This is a genomic window from Mycobacterium sp., assembly GCF_035623875.1.
Classification (GTDB): Bacteria; Actinomycetota; Actinomycetes; order Mycobacteriales; family Mycobacteriaceae; genus Mycobacterium.
Window position 1 is genome coordinate 1 of sequence record NZ_DASPSP010000261.1, and the last position, 8,113, is coordinate 8,113.

6 protein-coding genes are annotated in these 8,113 nt (G+C 65.9%); 5 read left to right on the forward strand and 1 reads right to left on the reverse strand.

The genetic code is table 11. The features are described from left to right. The 5 genes from VEI45_RS21380 to VEI45_RS21400 all read left to right on the forward strand — a co-directional run. A partial coding sequence (locus tag VEI45_RS21380) for a beta-ketoacyl reductase (RefSeq protein ID WP_324856530.1) occupies nucleotides 1-912 on the forward strand: 912 nt, incomplete at its 5' end. A gap of 24 nt (nucleotides 913-936) precedes the next feature. After that, nucleotides 937-3,576, forward strand: coding sequence for an NAD-dependent epimerase/dehydratase family protein (locus VEI45_RS21385; protein WP_324856531.1), 2,640 nt, complete (start codon nucleotides 937-939; stop codon nucleotides 3,574-3,576). 69 nt (nucleotides 3,577-3,645) lie between these two features. After that, the gene (locus VEI45_RS21390) at nucleotides 3,646-5,151 is read left to right on the forward strand and encodes a carboxylesterase/lipase family protein (protein ID WP_324856532.1); all 1,506 of its coding nucleotides are present in this window, start codon (nucleotides 3,646-3,648) and stop codon (nucleotides 5,149-5,151) included. A 27-nt stretch (nucleotides 5,152-5,178) separates the two neighbouring features. Further along, a complete protein-coding gene (locus VEI45_RS21395) occupies nucleotides 5,179-7,197 on the forward strand; it encodes a phosphotransferase (protein ID WP_324856533.1) in 2,019 nt (672 codons plus the stop codon). A 54-nt stretch (nucleotides 7,198-7,251) separates the two neighbouring features. Then, nucleotides 7,252-7,722, forward strand: coding sequence for a gluconokinase (locus VEI45_RS21400; RefSeq protein ID WP_324856535.1), 471 nt, complete (start codon nucleotides 7,252-7,254; stop codon nucleotides 7,720-7,722). Here VEI45_RS21400 and VEI45_RS21405 read toward each other — a convergent pair. Then, a partial coding sequence (locus tag VEI45_RS21405) for an RDD family protein (RefSeq protein WP_324856534.1) occupies nucleotides 7,712-8,113 on the reverse strand: 402 nt, incomplete at its 5' end. The genes VEI45_RS21400 and VEI45_RS21405 overlap by 11 nt on opposite strands.

An 8,113-nucleotide genomic window follows, 5' to 3' on the forward strand; every position in this document is an offset into this window, starting at 1 on the left:
TCGATGGCCGGGTTGGTGGGGTCGTCGGGTCAGGCCAACTATGCGGCGGCGAACTCGTTCCTGGATGGGCTGGCGGCGCATCGGCGTGCTCATGGTCTGCCGGCGATCTCGCTGGGCTGGGGTCTATGGGACCAAGCCAGCAACATGACCGGCGGGCTGGCGTCTGTCGACTTCGCCCGGTTCGCGCGCGACGGCATTGTGGCCATGTCCGCCGCCGAAGCACTGCAATTGCTGGACACCGCGATGGTGGTCGACGAACCGTTCTTGCTGCCCGCCCGCATCGACACCACGGCGCTACGAGCCAAGTACGACGCGGGCACTCTGCCGCCGATGTTCGTCGACTTGATCAACGCGCGGGCCAGGCGTCAGGTCGATGATTCGCTGGCCGCCGCCAAGTCGAAGTCCGCGCTGCTGCAACGCCTGGAGGGGCTGCCCGAAGCCGAGCAGCATGCGGTGTTAATGGATTTGGTGCGGTCGCATATCGCGACCGTGCTGGGCAACAGTTCAGCTGAGGCGATCGACCCGGACAAGGCGTTCCAGGAGTTGGGCTTTGACTCGTTGACCGCGGTCGAGATGCGTAACCGTCTCAAAGCCGCTACTGGGCTCACGCTTTCACCCACCCTCATCTTCGACTACCCGAACTCCTCCGCGCTGGCCGGTTACTTCCGTCAAGAGCTCGTCGGCGCCTCGACCGAGCAGACGGCGCACGTTGCACCCGGTGAGGCGGAAATCCAGCGCGTCGTGGCGTCAATTCCGGTCAAACGCCTACGCCAGGCCGGCGTATTGGACCTGCTGCTCAGCCTGGCGAATGAGGCCGACGGAGCCGGCGCTGCGGAGAATAGGGAAAGAGACATCGCAGCAATGGATCTCGACGACCTGGTCAATGCTGCCTTCCTTGACGACGACGACTAACCAGATGAGGTTTGAGGTTAGCCAGTGAGAATTGCCGTCACCGGGGCGAGTGGGGTGATCGGTCGCGGGGTTGTCGCCCGACTGCTCAGCCAAGGTCACGACGTTATCGGCCTGGCCTGCCTTCGACCCGAAAGCTGGCCGAGTGCAGCTGAGTTCGTCCAGACCGACATTCGGGATGCGGACGGTGTACGGCGTGCGTTTGCAGGTACGGACGTCGTCGTGCACTGCGCTTGGGCGGTCGATCGTGAGGTCAACATCGGCGGGACCGCCAATGTGCTTGACGCCGTGGCTCAAACTGGCACCCGTCGCATCGTGTTCGCCTCGTCGGCGCACGTCTACGGGGCCGATCAAGGCGGCCGACCGCTATTGTCCGAAACAGACCGGCTGAACCCGGTTTCGGCGGAAGGGCGCGACATTGCCCGGGTCGAGGAGATGCTGGCGGACTCGGGTGCGGAGTGGGTGGCGATCCGCTCGGCTGCCATCCTCGGCAGAGGGGTCGACAACTGGGTGCGTCGGGTGTTGGCTGCTCCGCTGTTTCCCGACATCGACGGGTCCGCTGGTCGGAGCCTGCAGGTGGTGCACAGCGACGACGTGCATCGGGTCTTCGTCCGAGCGGTCGTCGATCCAGGCGTCGGCAGCGGACCGGTAAACCTTGCCGCGCCAGGGGAGCCGACGCTGCGGGAGATCGCCGCTGTGCTCGGCCGACCTATGGTGCCGACAGCTAAGCGGCTACTGAGTTCACCCGATCTCGATCGCCTACTGAGTGCCCCGTCGATGGACACCGCACTGCTGCGCGGCAAATGGGACTTCACACCGGCCTGGAGCGCCGAGGAGTGTGTCCACGACGTCGCCCTGGCGGTGCGCGGACGGATCAGCGTCGGCAAGCGGGTGATATCGCTGCCCTGGCGGCTGACTCATGCCCAGGACATCCCCTCGGTTGATGTGTCGGCCGCCGACGGAGTTGCTCCGGTGTTTGCCGGCCCGGACGGCGCCAACGGCGAGTTCGACACGCCGATCGACCCGCGCTTTCCGACCTACCTCGCCACCAATTTGTCGGAGGCGCTGCCCGGGCCGTTCTCACCGTCGTCGGCGTCGGTGACCGTGCAGGGGCTGCGTGCGGCAGGCGCGGTCACGGCGGCAAGGCTGCGGCCGGGCGGTTTGATCCAACGCGAAATCGCAACCCGAACCATCGGGGTCTTCGCACACCGCCTGTACGGGGCCATCACAACCGCGCATTTCATGGCCGAAGCCGTGCCGTTTGTCAAACCCGCCACGGTGATTCGCCAGAGCCAGTTCTTCGGCCACAGTGTGACCAGCATGCCGATCTACGGCGAGCAACCGCTGCTGCGCGAATCCGGCCCGGCCATCGGGCCGCTGCGCACGATTCGTAACCTCGGGGTGTTCGCGGCCAACCTGGCGGGCCTGGCCACCGGCGCCGCCCACGACACGCGTGACTTCATCGACGACATCGACCGCTTGGAAGATTTTGCTGCAGGCGATCTTTCGCTGCTTACCGACGGGCGACTGCAGAGTCTGATCCTGCTGGCGCGCGATCACGTGGTACACGGTTGGGTACTGGCGTCGGGGTCGTTCATGACGTTCGCCGCTCTCAGCGTGGTGCTGCGTGGCTTGAGTGGACGTGACCTGGTGCTACCGGTCGGTCAGGAGCTGGCCAGCGCGCAGCCGTTGCGGAGCGTGTACCGGCTGGCGGACGCGGCCCAACGCGACCCCGACGTGGCCCGGATTCTGGCCGGCCCCGGTGACCATCTCGACGAGTTGGCGGACCACGCCCCGGAATTCCACACGGCGGTGCTTGCCGAGCTGAAGGTGATCGGGCACCGTGGCCCCGCTGAGGTCGAAATGCGCTCGGCCAGCTACGCCGACGACCCCGAGATGCTAGTCCGCATGGTTGCCAAAGCGCTGAACGTTCCCACCCGGCCGCAGACGCTTCGTCCGTCAATCCCGCTGCGGGCGCGGCCGGTTGCGCGCCTTGCTGCTGACCAGCTCCGTGACCGCGAAGTCCGTCGCGACCGGATGGTCCGGGCAATCTGGTTGCTGCGCAACCTACTCCGTGAGCTGGGGCGCAGGCTGGTGAATTCGGGTGTTCTCGATATCCCCGACGATGTCTTCTATCTGCTGGTCGACGAACTCGATGCGCTGCCCGCCGACGCTTCGGCACTGGTCGCGCGGCGTCGCGCAGAACAACACCGACTGGCCGGCTTCGCTCCGCCCGCAGTCTTCAGTGGCAGTTGGCAAGCCGCTACCTCCCTGGCGACCGTTCTTGCCCCGGAGGAAACCCTGACCGGCGTCGGCGTCTGTAGCGGACGAGTTCGCGGTCGGGTCCGGATCGTCAGGCCGGATTCCATCGACGAATTGCAACCCGGGGAGATTCTGGTCGCCGAGGTCACCGACGTTGGCTACACCGTCGCCTTCTCCTATACGGGCGCGGTGGTCACGGAGCTCGGCGGACCGATGTCGCATGCTGCGTTGGTAGCGCGCGAATTCGGAATACCGTGTGTGGTGGATGCTCAGGACGCGACGCGACGTCTGCCGCCGGGGGCGCTCGTCGAGGTCGACGGCGACAGCGGCGAAATCCAGGTGCTCGAACTCGCCGTTGCAGACCCCTCGACGGCGCAGACGATCGATAGAGGTCGAAACGCCTAGCGGGAAAGCCACAACTCGATTCTCCGGACCTGCCCAGCGTGACTGCCTCAGGTTCGCTACCGTCAGGTTATGCACGAACACACCGTCCGCGTGACCACGGCCGCCGGCACCGTCGAAGGCTTCACCCGCGACGGCGTGCACCGCTGGCGGTCCATCCCGTACGGCCGGCCGCCGGTTGGTGCGCTGCGCTTTCGGGCACCGCAGCCGGCCCAGCCGTGGCGAGGTTTGCGTTATTGCCACGGCTTCACCAAGTGCGCACCGCAGCGGCGGCGCTACACGATGGTCGGCGTCGGCAAATACCAACCGATGGGAGAGGACTGCCTCACTCTCAACGTCGTCACAGCGGAAGCGCCGAAAAGCGAATCGCTGCCGGTCATGGTGTTCGTGCACGGCGGCGGATACATCCTGGGCAGCTCAGCCACTCCGATCTACGACGGTGTGGGCCTGGCCCGCCGCGGATGTGTCTATGTATCGGTCAACTACCGGCTCGGAGTGCTGGGCTGTCTGGATTTGTCGTCGCTGTCGACAGCCGACGTCACCCTCGAGAGCAACCTGTTCTTGCGTGATCTGGTGTTGGCGTTGCGCTGGGTTCAGCAGAACATCGCGGCGTTCGGCGGTGATCCGAACAAGGTCACCGTGTTCGGCGAAAGCGCCGGCGCGCATGCAGTCGTCACGTTGCTGGGGGTGCCGGAGGCTGAAGGTCTGTTCGCTCAAGTTATTTCGGAAAGCCCGGCGACCGGCATGGTGCGTTCGCGCGAAATCGCGGCGGAGTTCGCGGGACGATTCGCGACGCTGCTCGGTGTCCGCAAGCAGGACGCCGCCCATGCACTGCTGCAGGCCACTCCCGCCGAATTAGTGACGGCACAAAATCGCCTGGTCGACGAGGGCGTGCGAGACATGCTGGGAGCCTTCCCGATCGGCCCGGTTTCCGGTGATGACGTTCTGCCCCTGGACCCCGTCGAGGCGATGCGGCGCGGCAAAGCGCACCGGGTGCCGCTGATCGTGGGTACCAATGCCGAAGAGGGGCGGCTATTCACCCGCTTCTTGCCACTGCTGCCGACCACCGAGCCGATGGTTGAAGCGCTACTTGCTGAGGTGGAACCAGCTGCGCGGGAACGCATTACCGCCGCTTATCCAGATTATCCCGAGCGGTCGGCCTGTGTGCGGCTCGGCGGCGACTTCGCCTTCGGCTCCGCCGCTTGGGAGATTGCAGAAGCCCATGGCAGGCACGCGCCCGCCTACCTCTATCGATACGACTATGCACCGCGGGTGTTGCGCTGGTCAGGGCTCGGCGCCACCCACGCCACCGAACTGCTGGCGGTCTTCGGTATCTACCGGACCAGGTTCGGGGCGATGCTGAGTGCGGCCGCTGATCGGCGATCTGCCCTGCGGGTCACCAACGAAGTGCAAAGGCGCTGGCGGTCATTCAGCCATAGCGGGGTGCCCGGCGACGACTGGCCGGTCTACACCGATACCGACCGCGCGGTCATGGTCTTCGACCGCAAGTCACGTCTCGAATTCGATCCGCACCCGCAGCGGCGGATGGCGTGGGAGGGTTTCACTCTGGCGCGATGACGGCTGATGTGGTTTCGTGGACGAGCCATGACACCGCACACCGACGACGTCGTCGAAAGCCCCGGTGACCTGACCGCCGCCTGGCTGACCGCAGCCATCGGCGCGGGAACCATCGCCGATTTCAGCGTCGAGCGCATCGGCACCGGTCAGATGAGCGAGTGCTATCGGGTTGAGCTGACCTACGCCGACGGCGGGCCCGGCAGCGGCGGACCGGACTCCGTGGTGCTCAAGGTCGCAGCTACCGACCCCATGAGCCGGCAGACCGGCGGAAATCTGGGTCTCTATGAGCGTGAAGTGTGCTTCTACCGGGATATCGCTCCACGCCTGCGCGGACCGGTTGCGCCGTGCTACCACGCCGCTTTCGACGCTTCGGCAGGCATCTTCGATGTGCTGCTCGGCGACGCGAACCCGGCGGCTGTCGGCGATGAAATCCGCGGTGCCACAATCGCACAGGCTCGGCTCGCGGTCACCGAGCTGGCCCGGTTACAGGGCCCGCTGCTCGGCGATACCACGCTCGCCGATGCGCCGTGGCTGCACCGTGACACGCCGGTCGACCAGGGTTTGATCACGGCGCTCTACGCCGGCTTCGTCGATCGCTACGCCGACCGGATCGCACCGCAGCACCGCATGGTGTGCGAACGGCTGGTTGGCGGATTCGACGCCTACCTGGCCGAGGAGGCCGACGAGGGCCACAGCGGTAACTTTCAAGGCCTTGTGCACGGTGACTATCGGTTGGACAACATGCTGTTCGGCGCCGCCGGCGCCGATCGCCCGCTGACGGTGGTCGATTGGCAGACGGTGACGTGGGGCCCGGCGATGACCGACCTGGCCTACTTTCTCGGCTGCGCGCTGCCGGTGGCGGAGCGCCGCTCGCATTATGACGCGCTGCTGCAGGCCTACCACGCAGCCCTTGGCCCGGACGCGCCGATCAGTCTCGCCGATGTCCGCGAGGGGGTGCGCAGGCAGAGTTTCTTCGGGGTGATGATGGCCATCGTGTCGCCCATGCTGGTGGAGCGCACTGAGCGCGGCGACGCGATGTTCATGACGATGCTGCAGCGGCATTGCGAGCATGTGCTCGACGTTGACGCGCTGGCGACGCTGGCCGCCCCGACGGTCGCCGAGCCGCTGCGTCCGTCAGACGACGACGAGTCGGCCCATAGTGCCACCGGCGAGCCGCTGTGGAGCGAGAGCTGGTATGCCGACTTCGCCGATGTGGCAAGCGGATTCGGCGGTTGGGTGCGCCTCGGCCTGATCCCCAACCAGCAGACGGCGTGGCTGCACGCCCTGCTGTGCGGTCCAAACCTGCCCACCGTCGCAGTCGTCGACGTCGAGATCCCGCTGCCCGCCGAACCGTGGGCGGTGCAAACGGGCGCAGTCGATTTCACGCACTCTGTCGGCGATCCACTGTATACCTATCGCATTGGCCTGCACGGGCGCGGCGAGTCCTACCCGGACCCGGCCACGCTATTGCGGGGAGAACGGGGAGCGCCGGTCGAGGTGGCGATTGACCTGGTGTGGAGCACCGACGGCACGCCATACAAGTATCGGCTGACCACGCGCTACGAAATACCTTGCACTGTCTCAGGAACCGTCGCCGTCGATGGGCATCGCTACACCCTCGACTCGGTACCCGGCCAACGCGATCACTCGTGGGGGGTGCGGGATTGGTGGAGCATGGACTGGGTCTGGAGCGCGCTGCACCTCGACGGTGGGACGCACATCCACGCTGTGGACATCCGGATTCCGGGCGTCCCGCCGGTTGGCATCGGTTATGTCCAAGACCGTGGCGGCACGGTCACCGAGTTGCAAACCATCGCCGCCCGCCAGACATTCGACGCCGACGGATTACCGGCCACCGCAACGCTGGCGGTCGATCCCGGTGGTATCACCGCGACCGTTGACGTGCGCGGCCACGCACCGGTGCGCCTCGTCTCCCCCGACGGGCGGATAAGCCAATTCCCTCGGGTGTGGGCCACCGTCAGCACCGCCGACGGGCGCAGCGGCGTGGGCTGGCTGGAGTGGAACCGAAACCTGTCACAGCAGTAGCGGACACACGTGGGCGCTGAAAACCCTTGTCGGCCAGGCGCGCTGATCGTGGTCATGGGTGTATCCGGGTCGGGTAAGTCGACGGTGGGCGCCGCACTGGCGCGGCGCCTCGGGGTGCCTTTTGCCGACGCTGACGACTTTCACCCGGCAGCCAACATCGCCAAAATGGCCGCAGGTAAGCCGCTCACCGACGATGACCGTTCTCCCTGGCTGGAAGCGGTCGGGCGGTGGTTGGCGGACCATCAGGACGGCGGGGTGATGAGCTGTTCGGCGCTCAAGCGTGGATACCGCGATCGGTTGCGTTCGCACTGTCCGCGGATCAAGTTCTTTCATCTGACCGGTTCACCGGAGCTGATCGCAGGCCGACAAGCTGGCCGGCAGGGCCACTTCATGCCGTCGGCATTGGAGAAGTCGCAGTTCGACACATTGGAGCCGCTCGCGCCCGACGAGGATGGGATATCGCTCGACGTCGGATCGAGCGTCGACAGCATCGTTGAGAGGTTTTTGACGTATCTCAGGTCTTGACGACCTGAGTACCGCCGGCCAACTCGTCGTGCTTGCCCTGCTTGGTGGGGCTGCCGCTGATCGTCACTGCGATGACGATGTAGGCGATGAAGGCCAGCAGGCTGCCGATATAGGGCACCACCGCGAGCAAGGTGAACGAGTTGCGGATGGCCGACTGTGTCGCATTCGGCTTGGGTGCTCCGCCCGGGCCGTGCACCGTCAATCCGAGCAGCCTCTTGCCCGGGCTGGCGCCCTGAGTGACTTCGAACAGCACGAAGTACCCGAACATCAGCACACCCGAGAAAAGCCCGGTCACCAGGAACCAGTAATCCCTGTCGAACAGAAAGATCGACAGAAAAAACGCCACGATGTTGACCAGGATGCCGTCGATCAGCCGGGCAAAAAATCGGGC

What these genes read in the sequence shown, in the direction of transcription:
- VEI45_RS21390 (WP_324856532.1), top strand. Translation starts at nt 3,646, where the DNA reads ATGCACGAACACACCGTCCGCGTGACCACGGCCGCCGGCACCGTCGAA.
- VEI45_RS21395 (WP_324856533.1), top strand. Translation starts at nt 5,179, where the DNA reads ATGACACCGCACACCGACGACGTCGTCGAAAGCCCCGGTGACCTGACC.
- VEI45_RS21400 (WP_324856535.1), top strand. Translation starts at nt 7,252, where the DNA reads ATGGGTGTATCCGGGTCGGGTAAGTCGACGGTGGGCGCCGCACTGGCG.